This window comes from Curtobacterium flaccumfaciens UCD-AKU (genome assembly GCF_000349565.1).
GTDB classification, from domain to species: domain Bacteria; phylum Actinomycetota; class Actinomycetes; order Actinomycetales; family Microbacteriaceae; genus Curtobacterium; species Curtobacterium poinsettiae.
In genome coordinates this window covers 1-21,005 of sequence record NZ_KB714606.1, presented here as the reverse complement: position 1 = coordinate 21,005, position 21,005 = coordinate 1, and the positions used below count along the sequence as shown (strand labels likewise).

Sequence of the window (21,005 nt, the reverse complement as noted above, 5' to 3'; positions counted from 1 at the left end):
GCCTCGCAAGTGCGCCCACAGCCGGCTCGCTCCGGCTCGAAAGGTCACCATGACCACCGAAGACATCCGTTTCTCCGACCTCGGCGTCCCCGCGCCGATGGTCTCCGTCCTCGCCGACCAGGGCAAGGACATGGCGTTCCCCATCCAGGCGGACACGCTCCCGGACTCCCTGCAGGGCAAGGACGTCCTGGGCCGCGGCCGCACCGGCTCCGGCAAGACCATCGCGTTCGCGATCCCGCTGGTCGCCCGCCTCGCCGCCAGTGGCCGCAAGCGCCGCGCCGGTCGCCCCCGCGCGCTGGTGCTCGCCCCGACCCGTGAGCTCGCGACGCAGATCGACGTCGCGCTCGCCCCGCTCGCCAAGGCCATGGGCCTGAACACCACGACCATCTTCGGTGGCGTCGGTCAGGGTCGTCAGGTCGACGCCCTGCGCGGCGGCGTCGACGTCGTGGTCGCCTGCCCGGGTCGCCTCGCCGACCTCATGCAGCAGGGCCACGTGAACCTGGGCGACATCGAGGTCACCGTCCTCGACGAGGCCGACCACATGGCCGACATGGGCTTCCTGCCCGGCGTCACCAAGATCATGCAGGCGACCCCCGAGAAGGGACAGCGTCTGCTGTTCTCCGCCACACTCGACAACGGTGTGGACAAGCTCGTCAAGAAGTTCCTGCACAACCCGGTGATGCACTCCGTCGACGAGGCGAACAGCCCCGTCGAGGCGATGACCCACCACCTGTTCGAGGTCGCCGACGCCGACGCGAAGAAGCACCTCGTGAGCGCCCTCGCCTCGGGCAATGGTCGCCGCATCCTCTTCATGCGCACGAAGCACCACGCCAAGCGCCTCGCCAAGCAGCTCAGCAGCCAGGGGATCCCGGCCGTCGACCTGCAGGGCAACCTGTCGCAGGGCGCCCGTGAGCGCAACCTCGCGAAGTTCTCCTCCGGTGAGGCCCTCGTGCTCGTCGCCACCGACGTCGCCGCCCGTGGCGTGCACGTCGACAACGTCGAGCTCGTCGTCCACGTCGACCCGCCCACCGAGCACAAGGCGTACCTGCACCGCTCGGGTCGCACGGCGCGCGCCGGTTCGTCCGGTGACGTCGTCACGGTGACGATGCCCGCCGAGCGTCGCGACGTCGCGCAGATGATGCGTGCGGCTGCGATCAAGGTCACGCCGCAGCACGTCACCTCGACCTCCGCCGCGGTCACCGCGCTCGTCGGCGAGGTCGCCCCGATCCGCCACGTCGCCGAGGAGCAGCCCACCCAGCAGCGTCAGCCCAAGCAGCGCTCTGCCGAGTCCGCCGGTGACGGTGGCGGTCGTCGCCGTGGTCGCGGCGGTCGGTCGGGAGGCGCGGCGCAGCCCGCACGCTCCGGTTCCGCTGGCGAGTCCGCCGGTTCGGCCGGGGGCCGTCAGGGCCGTCCGGCCCGTGGCGCGCGTTCCGAGGGCGCGGGGCGCTCCGGCGCCGCGGCCGCCGGTTCGACCGGTGGTCGCCGCAGCGGCGGCAACCGCCGCTCCGGCAGCGGTGACGTCGTGCGCGGCGGCTCGTCGGCCGTCTGGTCGTCCGAGGGCGGCTACGCCGCGGGTCGGTCCGGCAACGAGTCGGGCGGCAACCGTCGTGGTGGCTCGCGCCGCGCCTCCCGTCCGGCCGGCGCTGCGGACCGCCACTGAACCACCCGCTCGACCCGCGCGGTCTGAGCCCGTCGGTCTGAGCCCGTCGGTGCTCGCAAGACACCGGTGTTCACGTTTCGCACCCCCGCATCCCGGGGTGCGATCCGCGAACACCGGTGTTTTGCGTGAAGGCGGGGGCGAAACCTTGGCGGGGGCTGGGGGTGGGGTACCCCGGCGGGCGTACGGTCTGCTTCACCGGATGCCGCGCAAGCGGCTGACGGGGAACACGTCCGCTTCTGGAAGGAGTGCCTATGGCTGGCATCGATGACATCAAGAACGCCGCTGAGAAGGCGGCAGGCAAGGTCAAGGAAGCCGTCGGGAACGCGACCGACAACGACCGCCTGAAGGCCGAAGGCCAGACCGACCAGGGCAAGGCCTCGGCGAAGCAGGGCGTCACCGACGTCAAGGACGCCGCGCACGGCGTCGCCGACAGCTTCAAGAACGACAAGCACTGAAGCCGGTTCGCGACCGCGCTGCGAAGCCCCCGGATCCGATCGGATCCGGGGGCTTCGTCGTGCGCGGGGCTTCGTCGTGCGCGGGGCTTCGTCGTGCGCTGGGTACGGCCGCCCCCGTCGGGCTAGTGCAGGGCGCCGACCGACGCGAGACCGGCCCGGAGCAGGGCGCCGCGGCCGCCTTCCATCTCGTCGGCGACGGCGTCGGACGCGGCTTCCATCGGGCTCATCCACGTGAGTTCGAGGGCGTCCTGCCGGGGCTCGCACGTCCCCGTGACCGGGACGACGTAGGCCAGCGAGATCGCGTGCTGCCGCTCGTCGGTGTACACCGACGCACCGGGCAGCGGGAAGTACTCGGCCACGGTGAACGGCGCCGGGCTCGAGGGCAGCTGCGGGAACGCCATCGGCCCGAGGTCCTTCTCCAGGTGGCGGAACAGTGCGGTGCGGATCGACTCGCCGAACATCACGCGACCGGACACCAGGGTGCGGGCGATCGAACCGCTCGGGGAGACCCGCAGCAGCACCCCGACCTCGGTCACGACACCGAGGCCGTCGGTGCGGACGGGGACCGCTTCGACGTAGCAGATCGGCAGACGACGGCGGACGTTCGCGAGCTCCTCGTCGGACAGCCAGCCGGAGTCGGGATCGGGGGTGCGCAGCGAGGACATGCACCGTGTCTACCAGGGACGGCAGCGAGTTCGGCGGAAGGCGCGGGAGTTGGGGATGGTTAGCGTTGTCCACATGATCGATGCGGACCTGGTGCAGTGGACACGGAGTGCCTCGGACCGGCGGGGCACACCCCTGCTCGTCGCGATGCACGGGGTGGGGTCGAACGAGCACGACCTGCTCGGACTCGCCCCCGCGCTGCCGCCCGCGTGGACCGTCGCCTCGCTCCGGGCACCGATGCCGTGGGGGCCCGGCTTCAGCTGGTACCCGCTCGGCACCCCCGGCTCCCCCGCGCCCGAGGCGGTCGACGCCGCGGTCGACGAGGTGCTCGACTGGATCGACTCCGTCGCCGCAGACCACCCGCGGATCGGACTGCTCGGGTTCTCGCAGGGCGGCTCGATGGCGCTCCAGCTCCTGCGGGCACGGCCCGCGGCCTTCGCGTTCGCGGTGTCGCTGTCGGGGTTCGTGGTGCCGGGCGTCACGGATTCGCGTGACGAGGCCGTCTCGGCTGTGCGGCCGAGGGTCTTCCTGGGGCACGGCGACCTCGACCCGGTGATCCCGCCCGAGGCCACCGTTCGGACACAGGTGTGGGCCGCGGCGCACACCGACGTGACCGACCGGACCTACGCGGGCCTGCCGCACGCGGTGTCGACGGCGGAGCTCGCGGACGTGGCGGCCTTCGTCGACGCCGGGTAGGCGCTGCGCGCGCTTCGTGAGCACGAATGGTCGGGTCCGACGCGCGGACCCGACCACAGCTGCTCACGATGTGCAGGCAGACAGGAGGCCCGGTGCCAGCTGGCACCGGGCCTCCTGTCCGTCGTGGGTGACGTCCGTCAGTCGGCGAGGATCTGGAGCAGGTCCTTGCGGAGCTGGTCCACCTTGGCCGTGGCCGCCTTGGCCTGTTCCTCGGTCGCGGTGCTGCGGTACATGTGCAGGACGCCCATGGTCTTCCGGAGCGCCTCGAAGAACTCGCGCTGGGCGTCCGGGATGCCAGGGGCCCCGTCGAGTGCCGCGGCGATCTCGTCGGCCTTGGCCTCGGTCTCGGCCTTGCCGGCGTCGGTGAGTTCGAAGAGCGTCTTGCGACCGTCGCCGGACGAGACCACGAGGTCTTCGTCGACGAGCTGCTGGAGCGTCGGGTAGACCGAGCCGGGGCTCGGCTTCCAGGCGCCGCCGGTGCGCTCGGCGATGGTCTTGATCACGGCGTAGCCGTTCTGCGGGCCCTCGGCCAGCAGGCCGAGGATCGCGAGTCGGACGTCGCCGCGGCGACGGCGTTCGCGGCCGAAGCCGGGGCCGCCGAATCCGGGACCGAAGCCCATGCCCGGGCCGAAGCCGGGGCCGAACCCGCGGCCACCGAAGCCCCGGCCGCCGTGGTCGTGGTCACCGCGGTCGCGGCCGGGGAAGCCGGCGCCGTGGTGCTGCCGCGCGCCGCCGAAGCGGGGGCCGCGCGGGCCGAACCCGCGCTGGTCGCGGGGGGACGTGTTGCTGTTGTCGTCATACGAGGGGCGCATGAGGAGTCCTTTCGTCGTGCTGAGTCGGCTCGCGACCGGTCTGACCTGATCGTCTTCGTCGTATCGCGATGTGTTTACGATAGATCGTTAACTATCGCTCTGTCAAGAGCGACGTCCGCTCGGCCTGCTGTCGGTGGCGACGGGCAGGATGGGACGGACCATGACGGACGTCTTCGAGCGCTTCTCCCCCGCCACCACCGAGTGGTTCCGCGGCGCCTTCGACGCACCGACCCCCGCACAGGCCGGGGCGTGGGACGCCATCTCGACCGGGCAGCACGCGCTCGTGATCGCCCCGACCGGTTCCGGCAAGACCCTGGCCTCGTTCCTGTGGTCGATCGACCGGCTCATCAGCGCGACCGACCGGCCGCCGGCGAAGCAGCGCACGCGGGTGCTCTACGTCTCGCCGCTCAAGGCCCTGGGCGTCGACGTCGAGCGCAACCTGCGGAGCCCGCTCGTCGGCATCACCCAGACCGCACGCCGTCTCGGTACCGAACCACCGGACGTCACGGTGGGTGTGCGCAGCGGTGACACCCCGTCGTCCGACCGGCAGAAGCTCCTGCGCCAGCCGCCGGACATCCTCATCACCACGCCCGAGTCGCTCTACCTGATGCTCACCTCGCAGGCACGCGAGACCCTGGTGAACGTCGACACCGTCATCGTGGACGAGGTCCACGCGGTCGCCTCGAGCAAGCGCGGCGCACACCTGGCCGTGTCGCTCGAACGCCTCGACGACCTGCTCGACAAGCCCGTGCAGCGCATCGGGTTGTCCGCGACCGTCCGTCCGCCGGAAGAGGTCGCGCGGTTCCTGGGCGGCCGCGCCCCGGTGACGATCATCGCGCCGCCGGCGCAGAAGACCTTCGACCTGCGGGTCGTCGTGCCCGTCGACGACATGACCGAGCTCGGGGCGCCGCCGGTCGGTGCGGACGCGTCCGAGTCGCCGACGAACGGGTCGATCTGGCCGCACGTCGAAGAGCGCGTCGTCGACCTGATCGAGGAACACCGCTCGACCATCGTGTTCGCGAACTCGCGGCGGCTGGCCGAGCGGCTGACGGCACGGCTCAACGAGATCCACGAGGAACGCGTGCTCGCCGCCGCCGGCGACGGCGCCCTGGTGCCGGCGGGGGCGTCGCCGGACGACCACGGCCTGCCCGTTGCACGGGGGCGGCCGCAGTCTCCGGCGCGCACCTCGGCGCATGCGGTCGCGCCCCAGGGGGCCAAACGGCCGCCGGCGCAGCTCATCGGCGGGTCCGGGCAGACCGCCGGCGGGGGCTCGGACGCCTCCGTCCCGGTGCTCGCCCGCGCGCACCACGGCTCGGTGTCGAAGGACCAGCGCGCGATCATCGAGGACGACCTGAAGTCCGGTCGGCTGCGGTGCGTCGTCGCGACGAGCTCGCTCGAACTCGGTATCGACATGGGCGAGGTCGACCTGGTCGTCCAGGTCGAGGCGCCGCCCTCGGTCGCGAGCGGGCTGCAGCGCGTCGGTCGTGCCGGACACCAGGTGGGCGAGATCTCGCGTGGGGTGCTGTTCCCGAAGCACCGGGCCGACCTGGTCAACAGCGCGGTCACGGTCGAGCGGATGGTCTCGGGCCAGATCGAGTCGATCTCGGTGCCGGCGAACCCGCTCGACGTCCTGGCGCAGCACACCGTGGCGGCCGGGTCCATCGACACCCTCGACGTCGAACACTGGTTCGAACTCGTGCGGCGGAGCGCCCCGTTCAGCGGCCTGCCCCGGTCGGCGTTCGAGGCGACGCTCGACCTGGTCACGGGTCGGTACCCGAGCGACGAGTTCGCCGAACTCCGGCCACGGCTGGTCTGGGACCGCGTGCACGGCACCCTGACCGGGCGGCCCGGTGCGCAGCGGCTCGCGGTGACGAGCGGCGGGACGATCCCCGACCGTGGCATGTTCGGCGTGTTCATGGTCGGCGAGAAGGCGTCCCGCGTCGGCGAGCTCGACGAGGAGATGGTCTACGAATCACGCGTGGGGGACGTCTTCGCCCTCGGTGCCACGAGCTGGCGGATCGAGGAGATCACCCACGACCGCGTCGTCGTGAGCCCGGCGTTCGGGCAGCCCGGTCGCGTGCCCTTCTGGAAGGGCGACGGCATCGGCCGACCCGCCGAGCTCGGCCGGGCCACCGGTGCGTTCGTGCGCGAGGTCGAGGGCGCATCGGACGACGACGCCCGCGCCCGGGTCGCCGCCGGCGGACTGGACGAGCGTGCCGTCACCAACCTGCTGACGTTCCTGCGCGACCAGCGCGCGGCCACCGGCCACGTGCCGAACGACACCACGCTCGTCGTCGAGCGGTTCCGCGACGAGCTCGGGGACTGGCGGCTCATCCTGCACTCGCCCTACGGCATGCAGGTGCACGCGCCGTGGGCCCTGGCCGTCGCCGCACGGCTGCGCGAACGGCACGGCATCGACGGCGACGCGATGGCGGCCGACGACGGGATCGTCGTGCGCATCCCGGAGACCGACGCCGAGCCGCCGGGTGCCGACCTGTTCGTGTTCGAGCGCGACGACCTCGAGGCCCTGGTCACCGACGAGGTCGGCGGCTCGGCGCTCTTCGCCGCGCGGTTCCGCGAGTGTGCGGCACGCGCCCTGCTGCTTCCCCGACGGAACCCCGGGCAGCGGTCGCCGCTCTGGCAGCAGCGACAGCGGGCCTCGCAGCTGCTCGAGGTCGCGCAGAAGTACCCGACGTTCCCGATCGTGCTCGAGACCGTGCGCGAGGTGCTGCAGGACGTCTACGACGTGCCCGCACTGCTCGGGATCGCCGACGACATCGCCGGGCGCCGGATCCGGTTGGTCGAGACCGAGACCGAGCAGCCGTCGCCGTTCGCCCGGTCGATCCTGTTCGGGTACGTCGCGGCCTTCATGTACGAGGGCGACACCCCGCTCGCCGAACGCCGGGCAGCGGCGCTGTCGCTCGACTCGACGCTGCTCGGCGAACTGCTCGGTCGTGCGGAGCTGCGCGAGCTGCTCGATCCCGCGGTCATCACGTCGGTGGAACGCGACCTGCAGCGGCTCTCGCCGGACCGCCGTGCCCGTGACGCCGAGGGGCTCGTCGACGTCCTGCGGCTGGTCGGCGCGCTCGACCTGGACGAAGCGGTCGACCGGAGCTGGCTCGCCGACACCGCCGACCGGGCCGGAGCGACCGCCGAACTGCGCAGCACGCTCCAGGCCTTGGAACGTGATCGCCGGGTGCTCTCGTTCTCGCACGCCGGGGCGACGCGCTGGGCCGTGATCGAGGACGCCGCCCGTCTGCGTGACGCCCTCGGGGTCCCGCTGCCGATCGGTGTGCCCACGGCGTTCATCGAGCCCGTGGCGGATCCCCTGGGCGACCTGATCGGCCGCTACGCGAGGTCGCACGGACCGTTCTCCGCACAGGAGGCCGCCGGTCGCCTCGGCCTGGGGATCGCCGTCGTGCAGGACACCCTGCGCCGACTCGTCGCCGACCGCCGTGTGGTGGAGGGCGAGTTCCGACCCGATCGCCAGGGTGCCGAATGGTGCGATGCCGAGGTCCTGCGACGGATCCGCACGAAGTCCCTCGCGGCCCTGCGGCATGAGGTCGAACCGGTCTCGCCGGACACCCTCGCCCGCTTCCTGCCGGCCTGGCAGCACGTGCAGACCCCCGGGACCCGCGGTGGCCTCCGTGGCGTCGACGGCGTGCTGCAGGTGATCGACCAGCTCGCCGGGGTGGCCCTGCCCGCCAGCGCGTGGGAGACCCTGGTGCTGCCGTCGCGCGTCACCGACTACTCGACGAGCATGCTCGACGAACTGACCGCCACGGGCGAGGTCCTGTGGTCCGGCGGCGGCACACTGCCCGGCAACGACGGCTGGGTGCGTCTGCACCTGGCCGACACCGCGGCGACGACGCTCGCCGAGCCCTCCGGTGACGAGACGACCGAGCTGCAGCGCGACGTGCTCGGTGCGCTGGCCGGTGGCGGCGCCTACTTCTTCCGGCAGCTGGGCCAGGCCGTGGGCAGCAGCGACGACCAGGCGCTCACGACCGCGCTGTGGGACCTGGTCTGGGCCGGGCAGATCACGAACGACACGTTCGCCCCGCTGCGGTCGATGCTCGGCGGCAAGGCGAAGAGCTCGAGCGCTCCACGGGCCCGGGCCTACCGCGGCCGTCGGCGGCCGACCATGCCGACGCAGTCCGGGCCGCCGTCCGTCGGGGGTCGCTGGTCGCTCCTGCCGCTGGCCGAGTCCGACTCGACCGTGCGGGCCGCGGCGACCGCCGAACAGCTGCTCGAACGCTACGGCGTCGTGACCCGCGGCGCCGTGCAGGTCGAGGGTGTCCGCGGCGGCTTCGCGGGGGTGTACCGGGTGCTCTCGCGGTTCGAGGAGTCCGGCCGGGCTCGTCGCGGGTACTTCGTCGAGGGGCTCGGTGCCGCCCAGTTCGCCACCGGCCCGACCGTCGACCGGCTGCGCACCTACGCCCGCGAGCTCGGCGACGACGAGCGTGACGACCCGGACCGCAAGCGCGAGGCCCTGACGCTCGCGGCGACCGACCCGGCGAACCCGTACGGGGCCTCGTTGCCGTGGCCCACGGGCGACGTCGACCCCGGAGTCGCGGACGATGCCGTCGCAGCCGGTGGGGCGAGCACCGGCGCGAACGATGCGGCGAGCGGCGCGAAGGCCACCCGCGGTCACCGGCCCGGGCGCAAGGCAGGCGCCCTCGTGACGACCGTGGACGGCAAGCTCGCCGTGTACGTCGAGCGGGGCGGCAAGTCCGTGCTCACGTTCACCGACGACGCGGCCGACCTCGCCGCTGCCGCCACCTCGATCGCCTCGATCGTCCGGACCGGGCTGCGGAAGCTCTCGGTCGAGCGGGTCGACGGGGACTTCGTGCTCGAGACGCTGCTCGGCGGCGCGCTCCGTCAGGCGGGGTTCACGGCGACCCCGCAGGGGCTGCGGCTCCGTGTGTGAGGCGAGCCGCGCCTCCCGGCCGTGCGGTGACCACGTGCCGGAGGTGCCCCGTGCCTGAAGGCGACACCGTCTACCGGGCGGCACGCCGTCTGCACACCGCGCTGGCGGGCAAGGTCCTGACGAAGAGCGACTTCCGGGTCCCGGCCTTCGCCACCCTCGACCTGGTGGGGCGCACCGTTGACGAGGTCGTGCCCCGCGGCAAGCACCTGCTGCACCGGATCGGCGACCTGACCGTGCACTCGCACCTGAAGATGGAGGGCCGGTGGGACGTCTACGCGCCCGGTGACCGCTGGCGACGTCCGGCGCACCAAGCCCGGGCGATCCTGGACGCCGAAGGAGTCTCCACCGTCGGCTTCGCGCTCGGGGTGCTCGAGGTCGTCCCGCGCGACCAGGAGTCCGAGGTCGTCGGACACCTGGGGCCCGACCTGCTCGGCCCCGACTGGGACGCCGACCTGGCCCTCGCCAACCTGACGGAGGACCCCGAACGGCCGGTCGGGTTGGCGCTGCTCGACCAACGGGTGCTCGCCGGGCTCGGCAACGTGTACCGGAACGAACTCTGCTTCCTGCGCGGGGTGCTGCCGACGCGTCCGGCCGGCCAGGTCCCCGACCCGGCGCGCACGATCACGCTCGCCAGCCGACTGATCCTGGCGAACCGCGACCGCAGCGCCCGCGTGACCACCGGTGTCGACCGCCCCGGTCGACGGTTCTGGGTCTACGGTCGCGCCGGCAAGCCGTGTCTGCGCTGCGGGACCCCGATCCGGCACGGCGAACTCGGCGACTCGGAGCTCACCCTGCGCGACACCTACTGGTGTCCGCGCTGTCAGACCTGACGCACGGGGTGCAGGCGCTCCGCGGCGGTCACCCGGACCGCGTCGGTGACCCGTTCGAGGAGCGGTGACGCCAGGTTCCAGCGCTGCCACCACAGCGCGACGTCGGCGTGCCGACCCGGGGCCAGCTCGACCAGGACACCGCGGTCGATCGCGTCGAGGCACTGCGCCTCGGGCAGCAGCCCCCACCCGAACCCGAGCGTGACGGCGCGGGCGAAGTCGGCAGAGGTCGGGACGAAGTGGCGCGGGCCGCCGGGAGCGTGCCCCAGGACCTGGCGCAGGTACCCCTGCTGCAGGTCGTCGTCGCGGTCGTAGTCGACGAGTGGGACCTCGTCGAGCCGCCGGAGCATCCGCCGCTCGGTGCCGGTGTCGCCGAGGTACCGGGCGACGAACGCCGGTGACGCCACGGCCCGGTACCGATCGATGCCGAGCGGCACCGACGAGCAGCCCTGCACGGGGTCCGCCTCGGCCGTCACCGCGCCCATCACGGTGCCGGCGCGGAGCAGCTCGGCGGTGCGGTCCTGGTCTTCGCGGTGCAGGTCGAAGACCACCTCGGTGTCGGCCCGGACGAGGGCCAGAGCATCGAGGAACCAGGTGCCGAGCGAGTCGGCGTTGACGGCCAGCGGGATCGACGGCACCACCGAGGAGCCACCGCCGAGTGCACGGGAGGTCTCCTCGTCGAGCAGCCGGACCTGCCGCGCGTGCCGGAGCACCACCTCGCCGTCCGCCGTCGGGCGCACCGGGGTGGTGCGCTGGAGCAGGACCCGACCGACCTGCTGCTCCATCGACTTGATCCGCTGCGAGACCGCCGACGGGGTGATGGCCAGCGCGCGAGCCGCGGCGTCCAGGGTGCCGTGGTCGACGGCGGCGAGCAGCGTCTCGAGGTGTTCGCGCTGGAACCGGGACATACAGCTGAGCTTACGGCGCTGCAGGAACGTGAGCTGTACTGCACCGCGGCGCTGCTCTAGCGTCGGATCCGTGACCACGCTCCTGCCCCTGCTCTCCGGCCTCGGCACGGGACTCGCACTGATCGTCGCGATCGGTGTGCAGAACACGTACCTGCTCCGGCTCGCGGTCAGCGCAGGACTCCGGGTGGTGGCCGCGGCGGTCGTGGTGTGCGCGGTCTCGGATGCGCTGCTCATCGTCGCCGGGGTGCTCGGGGTCGGCGCCGTGGTCGAGCGGTTCCCCGTGGCGCTCCTGGTGGTCCGGTTCGTCGGTGCCGCGTTCCTGCTCACGTACGGGCTGCTCGCGGCGCGGCGGGCGCTGCGACCCTCGGGGGATGCGATGCGGGTGGCCGACGAGGCGGCCGACGACGGGGTCGTGGGCGCCGGTGCGGGCGCAGGCGCGGGGGTCGACACGGGCGCGGGCGCCGGTCCGGGGATCGACACGACCGGGCGTTCGACGGTGGCGGCGGGGCGGACGCGCACCGTGCCTCCCGGCCAGGGGGTGACCATGCGGACGGCGGTGCTGACCATGCTCGTCTTCACGTGGGCGAACCCGCACGTGTACCTGGACACGCTGGTGTTCCTCGGGTCGGTGGCGAACCAGCAGGGTGCGGACGACCGGTGGCTCTGGACGATCGGTGCCGTCGCGGCGAGCTGCCTGTGGTTCGGTGCGCTCGGGTTCGGCGGTCGGCTGCTGCGGCCGCTGTTCGAGAAGCCGCTCACGTGGCGGGTGTTCGACGGTCTGGTCGCCGTCGTGATGCTCGCGTTCGGCGGGCTGCTGCTCGTCGGCGCGTAGCGGCTGCGGCGCGGACCGGCGGGCTGCAAAACACCGGTGTCCACACGTCGAACCGCGGTGTGCGGGTGTGCAACGTGCGAACACCGGTGTTTTGCGGGACGGCCCTACTGCATGCCCTGGCCGACGCGGCTGTGGCGGCGGCTGTACCCGAAGTAGATGACGAAGCCGATGACCAGCCAGACGACGAACCGGAGCCAGGTCTCGACCTCGAGGTTCAGCATCAGCCAGAAGCACAGCACCGCCGAGATGATCGGCAGCACGGGCGACCACGGCACCCGGAAGGCCCGCGGGGCATCGGGCCGCGAACGACGCAGCACGACGATGCCGATCGACACCAGGACGAACGCCGACAGCGTGCCGATGTTGATCATGCCCTCGAGCTTGTCGACCGCGGTGAACCCGGCCAGCAGCGCAACGACGACACCGGCGACGACCTGCACGCGGACCGGCGTCTGCGTCTTCGGGTTGGTCTTGGAGAACCAGCGGGGCAGCAGGCCGTCGCGGCTCATCGAGAAGACGATGCGGGACAGGCCGAGCAGCAGCACCATGACGACGGTGGTCAGACCGATCAGCGAGCCGATGGCGATGATGCCGGCGGCCCACGGCAGCCCGACGATGTCGAACGCCGAGGCCAGCGACGGTGCCTTCTCCTCCGCCAGGCGCTGGTACGAGACCATGCCGGTGATGACGATGCTGACGCCGACGTAGAGCAGCGTCACGATGCCGAGGCCGATGAAGATGCCGCGGGGCAGGGTCTTCTGCGGGTTCTCGGTCTCCTCGGCGCTCGTGGCGACGACGTCGAAGCCGATGAAGGCGAAGAACACCAGGGACGCCGCGGCGAGCAGGCCGAAGACGCCGTACTGGGCGGGCTCCGCACCGGTGAACCAGGACACGAGCGACTGGGTCCAGACGCTGCCCTCGGCACCCTTGGCGGGCTCGGCCGGCGGGATGAACGGGGTGAAGTTCGCGGCCTTGACGAAGAACGCACCGGCGACGATGACGAACACGACGATGGCGACCTTGATGACGGTGATGACCGCCGACACCCGCGAGGACAGGCGGGTGCCGAAGGCGAGGAGCACCGTGAAGATCCCGACGATGAGCACCGGACCCCAGGTGAACGGGATCGGACCGAGCTGGATCGTGCTGGGCAGGGTCACGCCGAAGACGTCGAACGCGGTGCTGAGGTAGATGCCCCAGTACTTCGCGATCACGGCACTGGCCGTGAGGGTCTCGAGGATGAGGTCCCAGCCCACGATCCAGGCGAGCAGCTCACCCATCGTGGCGTACGTGAACGTGTACGCGGAGCCGGCGACGGGGATCGTCGACGCGAACTCGGCGTAGCACATGATCGCCAGGCCGCACGTGACGGCTGCGAGCAGGAAGGAGACGATCACGCCGGGCCCGGCGAAGTTCGCGGCGGCGTTCGCGCCGACCGAGAAGATGCCGGCGCCGACGGCGACCGCGATGCCCATCGCGGCGATGTCGAACGTCTTCAAGGAGCGTTTCAGGGACCTGCCCTGCTCCTCGGAGTCGGCCAGGGAGGCCTCGATCGACTTGATGCGGATCTTCGTTGCCATGGGTGGATCCCGTCATCGGCTGGCGGCGGACCTCGGAAGGGTACTGGTGTACCACTGTGTCACGCAAAGCGTCCGGCCGGACGGTGGGCCGGTCCGGGGACGGACGGGAGGCGCGGTGGCGGTCCGGCGCGCACCGCTCGGTCGGCGGACGGGTGCGTCCAAGGCCGCGGTCGCGTCAGCGCGCGGCGCGCCAGTCCGCCAGGAACCGGGCGCCGGCCTCGTCGTGGATGACGCCGTCGGGCGCGGTGAGCACCGGGTACGGCGTGGCCGGCACACCGTCGGCAGGACGGACGTCGACGTGCGCGACCTCGTACCCGTTGGCGTGCAGCCAGTCCGCCATGGCGTAGTCGCTGCGGGAGTCGCCCACGGTGCGCCAGGTGATCGGGAGCTCGCCGTCCTGCCCGAGGAGTTCGAGCGACCGCTCGGCACCCAGGTCCTTGCCGCTGCGGTCGGACTCGACGTCGGTGGAGATGATGGTCGGGTCGATGCGCCACTGCACGGCACCGTCGGCGTCGGGTCGGGCATCGTCGAGGCGGCGGACACCGAGGCCACGACGCTCGAGCGCGGCCATCGCCTTCGCGTCGAACTCCGGCTGGCGGGCGAGGTACGTGGCGTTCGGCACCTCGACGCGCTGCTCGATCGACACCATCGCGCGCTTCGTCTCGTCGAAGAACACCAGGTCGGCGTACTCGGCGCGGACCAGCTCGCGCATCTCGTCGGCGTAGTCCCGCGGCAGCGCGAGGTCCTCGGCGACGGTCAGCTCACCCATGCCGCCGTCGTACTGCGGGCCGATCGAGCACCACACGGCACCCTTCTCGCAGACCGCGTGCACCCGGCCGCCCTCGGCGAGGCCACCGGCGAGCAGCGGACCGACGACCTCGGAGCGGATGAAGGCATCGCTGCGGCCGGTGTTGAAGACGATCGGGATGCCCTCGGCAGCGAGCGCGACGAGGTCCGCGACGATGCTCGGGATCGCGATGGTGCGGGAGACCGGGCTGGCGATGGGCCCGTCGACGTCGAGCAGGAGACCGAGGCGGGGTGCGTTCACCAGCCCATCCTCTCGCAGTCAGCTGCTGGGCGAGACGATCCGGCTCCGGACGCGGTCGATCAGTGCTCCGAGGGCGGCGGGGGCGGGGACGTGTCCCTGCCCGGGTACCTCCGCGTACTCCGACCCCGGCACCGCGTCCACGACGGCGCGGGCCGCACGACGCATCCACTCGAGACCGTCACCGCCGGCGCCGACGAGCACCGGCACGCCGACGGCTGCGGCGACCCGCTCGGGCACGGCGAGGCCGTTCAGCACCCGGACCTCGCGGCTGAGCACGTGGGCGTCGACGACCAGGGAGCGCCAGAGCGAGCCCTTGAGTCGGAGCGCCGTGACCTGGCCCATCGGGAGCCCGAGCACCTGGGTCAGGAAGCCGCGGACGGCCTGGGTGCGGCGGCCGGCGACCACGTGCTCGTCGAGCAGGTCGGCGAAGACGACGTCGTCGGCGTGCGGGTCGACCGAGGCGCGGTACGGCGGTTCCCACAGGACGGCACCGTCGACGGGCAGGCCGGTGGCGAGGCCGTGCAGGACGACACCGGCACCGACGCAGATGCCGACGGCGGTCGTGGGGACGCCGACGCTCTCGACGACGGCGCGGAGGTCGTCGACCTCGCGCTCGATCGCCCACGACGCCGAGTCGCCGCTGGCACCGCGACCGCGTCGGTCGTAGGTGACGACACGATGGGTGGGAGCGAGCTCGGCGACCACGCGGTCGAGGTACGGGGTCCCCCGGTGGTCGAAGGCACCGCCCACGACGACGACCGCCGGTCCGTCCCCTGCCTCGGACACGGCGATGGTGGTGCCGTCGGAGGAGACGACCGTTCGGTCGACGGGAGGGAGCATGGGGTCCTTTGCGGGCTGTCGACGGCGATGCGTCGGGCCTCGGAGGGGACCGTGCGGATTACCGGTGCTCCGAGTGTCGCAGGCGTGGAGGTCCGTGTCTCCCCCCGCTTCCAGGGGCAGAACACCGCCGCTCGACGCCGTGGTGGTCACCGTGTCATGCTGTTTGAGTACACCTGTACTCACACGATCACCGCCACTGCAACGGGGAACCATGACACTCATCGCCATCGTCGCCTGCGAGATCGCCTTCTGGGTCGCGATCCTCGGCGGCCTCACCACCCGGTACCTGCTGCGACGGCCGCGGACGGGCGCGGCGATGCTCGTCGCGGCACCCGTGATCGACGTCGTGCTGCTCGCGGTCGTCACGGTCGACCTGCTCGGCGGTGGGACCGCGTCGTGGCACCACGGACTCGCGGCGATCTACATCGGCTTCTCGGTCGTGTACGGGCACCGGATGATCGCGTGGGCGGACGTCCGCTTCACGCACCGGTTCGCCGGCGGTCCGGCACCCGAACGGCTGAGTGGACGGCGGTACACGGCCCGGTGCTGGGGCGACGTGCTGCGGACCGGGCTCGCCGTGCTGATCGCCGGTGGGATCGTCGGCGGACTCGTCCTCGTCGTCGGCGACCCGGAGCGCACGGACGAGCTGCAGGGCACGGTCGCACTGCTCGGGGTGGTCCTGGGCGTCGAACTGCTGTGGGCGATCAGTTACACGATCTGGCCGCGCCGAGTCACCTCCGCAGCCGCGGACCCGGCCGGCGCGTCGAGCCGGCCGTAGGCTGACCCGGTGCCACGACGCGTCGACCTGGAGGAACGGGGATCCCTGGTCGCCGCCGCGTGCCTGCGGATCCTGGAGCGGGACGGCCTCAGCGCGCTGTCGGTGCGGAACGTCGCGGACGAGGCCGGCATCGCTCCGGCCTCACTCCGTCGCGTGTTCCCGACGCAGCACGCCCTGCGGGAGCACTGCCTGACGATCATCGAGGAACGCGTCATCGCTCGGCTCACGTCCCTGCGCTCGACCGGCCGGGCCCGTGCACTGGACGTGCTCGCCCAGGTGCTGCCGCTCGACGCCGAGCGCACGACCGAGATCCTGGCGCAGGTGCAGCTCGGCGTGCTCGCGCGCACCGACGAACACCTGGCCGCGAGCGCTCGACGCCTGAACGACGGGGTCAGCCGGGTGTGCACCCGGGCGCTGGAGATCCTGCGCGAGGACGGCAGCCTCGGCGCCGATCGCAACCTGACCGACGAGGCGGACCGGCTGCACGCGCTGATCGACGGGCTGGCGATCGAGCACACGTGGGACCCGACGGCGCGTGCGCCGGAGCGGGTCCTGGCGCTGGTCGAACTGCACGTGGACAGCCTGCGCGGCACGATCGGCTGACGACTGACGGCTCAGCGGTCCCGGTAGACCTCGCGCCGGTGCCCAGCGTCGACGACCACCACGACGAGCTTGCCGTCGTCGATCCGGTAGATCAGTCGGTAGTCCCCCGAGCGGACTCGCCATCCGGGCCGGTTCACGAGCTTGCGTGCGGCGGGTGGCCGGGGGTGCTCGGCGAGGATCGCGAGGAGCCCCTCGATCCGCCGCCGTCCGTCGAGCGGGAGCTTGCGGATGACGCGTTGCGCGGCCGGGATGACCTCGACCGAGTACGTCACCCGAGGCCGAGTTCGCGCTTGAGGTCGTCCCACTTGACGTTCTCGCCACCGATGCGGGCACTCTCGGCGACGGCTTCGTCGTAGGCGACCAGGTCGTCCAGGTCCTCCGCCGCCTCGAGCAACCGGTCGAGGACGGCCGCGTCGACCACGGCCGCGACGCGCTTGTTGCGCCGGGTCAGGTAGACGGGTGCATGCCGGGCGTCGTCGATGATCGACGCCAGACGGCCACGGGCTTCGGAGATCGACACTTCGCTCACCTGTACATTCTAGAGCGTTTTGTACAATTCAGACGAGTGCCGTGGTGCCGACCGACTCTCGTTCGAGCAGGGACCGCTTGACGTCGAGCCCCCATGCGAAGCCCCCGAGCGTGCCGTCGGAGCGCAGCACCCGGTGGCACGGGACGAACAGTGCCGGGGCGTTCCGGGCGCACACGCTCGCCGCCGCCCGTACGGCGTCGGGTCGCCCCATCGCCGCCGCGAACCCGGTGTAGGTCAGCGTGCCGCCGGCGGGGATCCGGCGGAGCTGCCTCCACCCCTCGGTGAAGAGTTCGGTGCCGAACTGCCGCACGGGCACCTGCATGGCGTGCTCGACCTCGCCCGAGTAGAAGGCGTCGACCGCGTCGGCCGAGGCGACCACGCCGTCGAGGACGCGGTCGGGGCGGTGCCGGTCGGCCAGGCGGGCGAGGATCCGCTCGACGGAGTCGGTCCACCCCGAGGCGAGGACCCTGCCCTCGGCGTCTTCGAGCACGGTGAACGGCCCGTCGGGGGTGTCCAGGGTCTGGATGGTTGCGTCGGTCATCGGTCGTCCTTCCGGGGGTCCTCGGGGGCACGGGCTGCACGGGTGCCGGCGGTCGCGGTCATCGCGCGGTCGATGATCGGTCGCCAGCAGTGCATCGTGAGGTAGCTCCGCCAGGGGGCCACCTGCTCCGACCATAGGGAGAGCTCACGCGCCGTACCGGGCAGCCCGAGTTCCTGTGCACCGTTCCGCACGGCGAGGTCACTGTGGAGGAAGATGTCGGGGTGGTGCCGGACCCGCAGCGCGACGTAGTCGGCGGTCCACGGCCCGATGCCCTTCACCGCGAGCAGTCCGTCGCGCAGGTCACCGAGGGACTGCGCGCCGTCCACCACCAGGGACCCGTCGGCGAGCGCCGCAGCCACCCGCAGGATCGTGTCGACGCGCGCGGCCGGACCGCGCAGGACCTCGTGCCCGCGTTCGGCGACCACCGCTGCGGACGGGAACAGCAGCCCGCCGGGCCGGATCGCGTCGGGCACCGGCGCACCGAGCGCGGCCACGAGCCGGGTCTGGGCGGTGCGCGCCGCGGCCACCGAGACCTGCTGCCCGATCAGGGTGCGGAACACGATCTCGTGGGCGTCCACCGCGCCGGGCAGCCGCAGGCCGGGCACCCGTGCGACGGGGCCGGCGAGCTCGGGCACGGCGCCGAGGACGGCGTCGACGGCGACCGGGTCGGCGTCGAGGTCGAACAGCGCACGCACCCGCGCCACGAGCGCCGGCAGGTCGGAGAGGTCGGTGACCCGCACGCGCAGGTCGATCCCGGTGCCCCGACCGGGCACGTCGGGGACGGCGGCCGACGCGCTGAACCAGCCCGGGCCTCCAGGCAGGTCGACCAGCCGCCCGTACGACGTGACCCGACCGGTGGGGTCGGTGTCCACTTGCTCCGTGCCCGGCAGGGCGTGCAGCGCGTGCCAGTCGAGCAGGCCCTGCGCGTCGAAGGGCGCCCGGGCCGGCAGGTGGACGTGCAGTGCGCCGTCGGGGTCGCCGTCGCCTCGGCCGACCCGGCGTGCGCGGAGCTCGGTCGGGGTGACGGCGAAGACCTCGCGCACGGTGTCGTTGAACTGTCGGACGCTGGCGAACCCCGCGGCGAACGCGACGTCGGCGACGGGCAGGTCCGACGAGGTGAGCAGGGTGCGGGCCGTCTGCGCGCGGTGCGCCCGACTGAGCGCCTTCGGCCCGGCACCCAGCTCGGCGGTCATGATGCGGTTGAGCTGCCGCTCCGAGTAGCCCACGCGCGCGGCGAGCCCGGGGACGCCGTCGCGCTCGACGACGCCGTCGAGGACGAGGCGCATCGCCCGTCCGGCGACGTCCTCGCGCAGGTCCCACTCGGGGCTGCCGGGGGTCGCCTCGGGCAGGCAGCGCTTGCAGGCGCGGAAGCCGGCCAGGTGCGCTGCGGCACTCGTTCGGTAGAAGGTGACGCCCGTGACCTTCGGTGTGCGGGCCGGGCAGCTCGGGCGGCAGTAGATGCCGGTGGAGTGCACGGCGGTGACGAACTGGCCGTCGAACCGAGCGTCGCGCGAAGCGACGGCACGGTGTCGCTCAGCGTGCAGCGCGTCGTGCTGCGCGTCGGTGTCCGGGCTGGTCATGGCCTCAGCCTGGCACGCGCCACCGACGTCGACTGGCGGGAATCGGACGGAGCAGCGCAGGGCCAGGTGGCCATGACGCCGCCGTCTCGTCGAGACGCCGCCGACCGCGTGAGACGCCGCCGGAATCCGCGGCGTCTCGCGAAGAAGCCGGCGTCCCGGCGCCACGACGGCGTGTCACCGCAGGCGGACACGGCAGCGCATGGCCGGGAGGCCCGGCTAGCGTTGGCCGCGTGACCCCAGCAGACGACGTGGCCGGGCTCGACGACCTGCCGTTCCGGACCGAGGTCGAGATCGCGCTGCTGCTCGTCTCACCGCGGCACCGGTACGAGGGGCGCCCGGCCGACGGCGCGCTGCCACCCCGGTCGACGGACCCGGACGAACGGCGCGACCGGATCGAGCTGCGGGCCGGGCTCGGGATCGTCGGCGACCGCTACTTCGCCGCGCGGGCACACGTGCACGCCTCGGTCACCGTGATCGGCCTCGAGGGGCTCGAGGCGGTCGGTCAGGCGATCGGCACCACCGTCGACCCCGTCGCGACCCGGCGGAACGTGTTCCTGCGCGGCGCCGACGTCGAAGCGTTGCGGGGCCAGCCGTTCTCGTTGGAGAGCCTGCTCCCCGGTGGCGACGGCAGCGGCAGCGGCGACCTCGGTCGTGCCGTCCGGTTCCGTGGCTACCGTGCGGCGAACCCCTGCACCTGGATGGACCACGAGGTGGCCCCCGGTGCGTTCCGGGCGATGCGCGGCCGGGGCGGCGCGCGGTGCGATCCGGAGTCCGACGGTGTGCTCGCCCTCGGTCCGGCGGTGCTCCGCACTGCCCGCCCCGTGCCGCTCGGCTGACGCCGGCGACGTCGGGCGCCCGGGCGTACCCGAGACTCGGCCCGGCGGACACTTCGTCGACAGCCGGAGGCGCACGGTGTCCGGTCGGCCGAGACTCGGCTCGGCGACGAGGCGCTCAGGCGGTGAGGGCGCTCTCGATCGCGTCGACGAACGCCGGCAGGTCGTCCGGGGTGCGGGACGTGATGAAGCCGCCGTCGACCTGGACCTCCCGGTCGACCCACTCGGCACCGGCGTTGCGCAGGTCGGTCTGCAGCGACGGGAACGAGGTGACGGTCTTGCCGGACAGCACGCCCGCCTCGACGAGGGTCCACGGGCCGTGGCAGATCGCCGCGACCGGCTTGCTCGCCTCGGCGAAGGCCTGCACGAGCGTCGCCGCGCGGGATTCCTGGCGCAGCGTGTCGGCGTTGATCGTGCCACCGGGGATGACGAGGGCATCGAAGTCGTTCGCGTCGACACCGGCGAGGGTGGTGTCGGGCTCGAGGGTCTGCCCCGGGTCCTTGTCGCCGACCAGGGTCTGGATCGTGCCGGTCTCCTTGGCCGCCACGGTCACCGAGGCACCGCGCTCGCGCAGCTGCTCGGTGGGGACGACGATCTCGTCCTGCTCCACGCCGTAGTTCGTCGTGATGACGAGGATCTTCTTGCCGTCGAGGGTTGCCATGATCACTCCTTCCGCGGCCCGGTCGTTCCGGCCGCACACCCGAGGGTCGTCGGGCTCGGCTGGGCAGTCCTCCAGGAGCGGTCCGGCGCCCGGCTGACTGGTCATGACACCCCGCCCAGGTCCGCCCGGCGGTCACGAAGTGTCGGCTGGCGGCGGCGCAGCCGACGGGTCGCGACCACTCGGCGCACGGCGGGCGAGGCGCCGTGGACGCGCCCACGGTCGCACGGGAGGC

At 72.6% G+C, this 21,005-nt stretch carries 20 protein-coding genes; 9 read left to right on the top strand and 11 right to left on the bottom strand.

Annotated features, from left to right (window positions below; all coding sequences use genetic code 11):
* Positions 1-49: 49 nt before the first annotated feature.
* Positions 50-1,660 carry a DEAD/DEAH box helicase gene (locus H489_RS22160; RefSeq protein ID WP_017885848.1) on the top strand — a complete coding sequence of 537 codons (1,611 nt, stop codon included), beginning with the start codon at positions 50-52 and terminating at the stop codon, positions 1,658-1,660.
* Between the two features lie 251 nt (positions 1,661-1,911).
* Positions 1,912-2,115, top strand: coding sequence for a CsbD family protein (locus H489_RS22155; RefSeq protein WP_017885847.1), 204 nt, complete (start codon positions 1,912-1,914; stop codon positions 2,113-2,115).
* A 122-nt stretch (positions 2,116-2,237) separates the two neighbouring features.
* On the opposite strand, the gene H489_RS22150 is transcribed toward H489_RS22155, so the two are convergent.
* Positions 2,238-2,780 (bottom strand): NUDIX hydrolase family protein, encoded by a 543-nt coding sequence (locus H489_RS22150; RefSeq protein WP_017885846.1) that lies wholly within the window; start codon positions 2,778-2,780, stop codon positions 2,238-2,240.
* A 73-nt stretch (positions 2,781-2,853) separates the two neighbouring features.
* On the opposite strand from H489_RS22150, the gene H489_RS22145 reads away from it, so the two are divergent.
* Positions 2,854-3,474: an alpha/beta hydrolase gene (locus H489_RS22145; protein WP_017885845.1), complete on the top strand. Its 621-nt coding sequence runs from the start codon at positions 2,854-2,856 to the stop codon at positions 3,472-3,474.
* A 137-nt stretch (positions 3,475-3,611) separates the two neighbouring features.
* Here H489_RS22145 and H489_RS22140 read toward each other — a convergent pair whose 3' ends face one another.
* Positions 3,612-4,286, bottom strand: a complete 675-nt coding sequence (locus H489_RS22140) for a PadR family transcriptional regulator (protein WP_017885844.1) — start codon at positions 4,284-4,286, stop codon at positions 3,612-3,614.
* 160 nt (positions 4,287-4,446) lie between these two features.
* Between H489_RS22140 and H489_RS22135 the strand changes: the two genes are divergently transcribed.
* Together H489_RS22135 and H489_RS22130 are read left to right on the top strand one after the other, a co-directional pair.
* Positions 4,447-9,213 carry a DEAD/DEAH box helicase gene (locus tag H489_RS22135; protein ID WP_017885843.1) on the top strand — a complete coding sequence of 1,589 codons (4,767 nt, stop codon included), beginning with the start codon at positions 4,447-4,449 and terminating at the stop codon, positions 9,211-9,213.
* Between the two features lie 50 nt (positions 9,214-9,263).
* Positions 9,264-10,043, top strand: coding sequence for an Fpg/Nei family DNA glycosylase (locus H489_RS22130; protein WP_017885842.1), 780 nt, complete (start codon positions 9,264-9,266; stop codon positions 10,041-10,043).
* On the opposite strand, the gene H489_RS22125 is transcribed toward H489_RS22130, so the two are convergent.
* Positions 10,034-10,948, bottom strand: a complete 915-nt coding sequence (locus tag H489_RS22125; protein WP_017885841.1) for a LysR family transcriptional regulator ArgP — start codon at positions 10,946-10,948, stop codon at positions 10,034-10,036. The two genes, H489_RS22130 and H489_RS22125, sit on opposite strands and share 10 nt — an antisense overlap.
* Positions 10,949-11,018: 70 nt before the next feature.
* On the opposite strand from H489_RS22125, the gene H489_RS22120 reads away from it, so the two are divergent.
* Positions 11,019-11,780, top strand: a complete 762-nt coding sequence (locus H489_RS22120; RefSeq protein ID WP_017885840.1) for a LysE/ArgO family amino acid transporter — start codon at positions 11,019-11,021, stop codon at positions 11,778-11,780.
* A gap of 104 nt (positions 11,781-11,884) precedes the next feature.
* Here the strand turns inward: H489_RS22120 and H489_RS22115 are convergent, their stop codons facing one another.
* From H489_RS22115 to H489_RS0118260, 3 genes are all read right to left on the bottom strand, one after another.
* Positions 11,885-13,360 (bottom strand): APC family permease, encoded by a 1,476-nt coding sequence (locus H489_RS22115; RefSeq protein WP_017885839.1) that lies wholly within the window; start codon positions 13,358-13,360, stop codon positions 11,885-11,887.
* 175 nt (positions 13,361-13,535) lie between these two features.
* The gene (locus H489_RS22110) at positions 13,536-14,408 is read right to left on the bottom strand and encodes a hypothetical protein (RefSeq protein WP_017885838.1); all 873 of its coding nucleotides are present in this window, start codon (positions 14,406-14,408) and stop codon (positions 13,536-13,538) included.
* 18 nt (positions 14,409-14,426) lie between these two features.
* The gene (locus H489_RS0118260) at positions 14,427-15,248 is read right to left on the bottom strand and encodes an alpha/beta fold hydrolase (RefSeq protein WP_017885837.1); all 822 of its coding nucleotides are present in this window, start codon (positions 15,246-15,248) and stop codon (positions 14,427-14,429) included.
* A 211-nt stretch (positions 15,249-15,459) separates the two neighbouring features.
* Between H489_RS0118260 and H489_RS22105 the strand changes: the two genes are divergently transcribed.
* Positions 15,460-16,026 carry a hypothetical protein gene (locus tag H489_RS22105; protein WP_017885836.1) on the top strand — a complete coding sequence of 189 codons (567 nt, stop codon included), beginning with the start codon at positions 15,460-15,462 and terminating at the stop codon, positions 16,024-16,026.
* Between the two features lie 9 nt (positions 16,027-16,035).
* Positions 16,036-16,629, top strand: coding sequence for a TetR/AcrR family transcriptional regulator (locus tag H489_RS22100; protein WP_017885835.1), 594 nt, complete (start codon positions 16,036-16,038; stop codon positions 16,627-16,629).
* 11 nt (positions 16,630-16,640) lie between these two features.
* On the opposite strand, the gene H489_RS22095 is transcribed toward H489_RS22100, so the two are convergent.
* The 4 genes from H489_RS22095 to H489_RS22080 are packed head-to-tail and all read right to left on the bottom strand — an operon-like array spanning position 16,641 to position 19,279.
* On the bottom strand, positions 16,641-16,901 hold the full coding sequence (locus H489_RS22095; RefSeq protein WP_017885834.1) for a type II toxin-antitoxin system RelE family toxin: 261 nt from the start codon (positions 16,899-16,901) through the stop codon (positions 16,641-16,643).
* Positions 16,898-17,158 (bottom strand): type II toxin-antitoxin system prevent-host-death family antitoxin, encoded by a 261-nt coding sequence (locus H489_RS22090; protein ID WP_031259153.1) that lies wholly within the window; start codon positions 17,156-17,158, stop codon positions 16,898-16,900. Before H489_RS22090 ends, H489_RS22095 begins: the two co-directional genes overlap by 4 nt.
* Positions 17,159-17,186: 28 nt before the next feature.
* Entirely contained in the window at positions 17,187-17,699 is a 513-nt protein-coding gene (locus tag H489_RS22085) for a methylated-DNA--[protein]-cysteine S-methyltransferase (protein ID WP_017885832.1), read from the bottom strand.
* Positions 17,696-19,279: an AlkA N-terminal domain-containing protein gene (locus H489_RS22080; RefSeq protein ID WP_017885831.1), complete on the bottom strand. Its 1,584-nt coding sequence runs from the start codon at positions 19,277-19,279 to the stop codon at positions 17,696-17,698. The genes H489_RS22085 and H489_RS22080 overlap by 4 nt, the downstream gene beginning before the upstream one ends.
* Before the next feature lie 230 nt (positions 19,280-19,509).
* On the opposite strand from H489_RS22080, the gene H489_RS22075 reads away from it, so the two are divergent.
* Positions 19,510-20,115: a molybdenum cofactor biosysynthesis protein gene (locus H489_RS22075; protein ID WP_235045649.1), complete on the top strand. Its 606-nt coding sequence runs from the start codon at positions 19,510-19,512 to the stop codon at positions 20,113-20,115.
* 115 nt (positions 20,116-20,230) lie between these two features.
* Here H489_RS22075 and H489_RS22070 read toward each other — a convergent pair whose 3' ends face one another.
* Positions 20,231-20,773 (bottom strand): type 1 glutamine amidotransferase domain-containing protein, encoded by a 543-nt coding sequence (locus H489_RS22070; RefSeq protein ID WP_031259152.1) that lies wholly within the window; start codon positions 20,771-20,773, stop codon positions 20,231-20,233.
* Between the last annotated feature and the right edge of the window lie 232 nt (positions 20,774-21,005).